Genomic DNA, 220 nt, shown 5'->3' with positions numbered 1-220 from the left:
ATATTACGATATAAGTAAAAAGCGTGAAGGCCGATGGATTTTTCAGGCAGGAATCAATCGAAGTGGAATAGCAGCAAGGCGATGACGGCGGGCACCGTTTGCAGGTAGAGGATGCGCGTCATGACAGTCGCCGCGCCCCATACGCCGGCCACGGCGATGCAAGCCAGGCCGAAGACGGTGAATGCATGGGCGATGGCCGCGTCCGGGTGAAAAAAGCCCA

1 protein-coding gene is annotated in these 220 nt (G+C 56.8%); it reads right to left on the bottom strand.

Going from position 1 to position 220, the window contains the following annotated elements:
• Positions 1 to 53: 53 nt before the first annotated feature.
• Positions 54 to 220 (bottom strand): DUF1304 family protein (locus ACM615_RS24290; protein ID WP_431012693.1); only part of this gene is annotated, 167 nt, incomplete at its 5' end.

The sequence above is a fragment of the Rahnella sp. PAMC25617 genome (assembly GCF_050606005.1).
GTDB lineage: Bacteria > Pseudomonadota > Gammaproteobacteria > Enterobacterales > Enterobacteriaceae > Rahnella > Rahnella variigena.
This window is presented reverse-complemented; position numbering and strand designations above follow the sequence as displayed.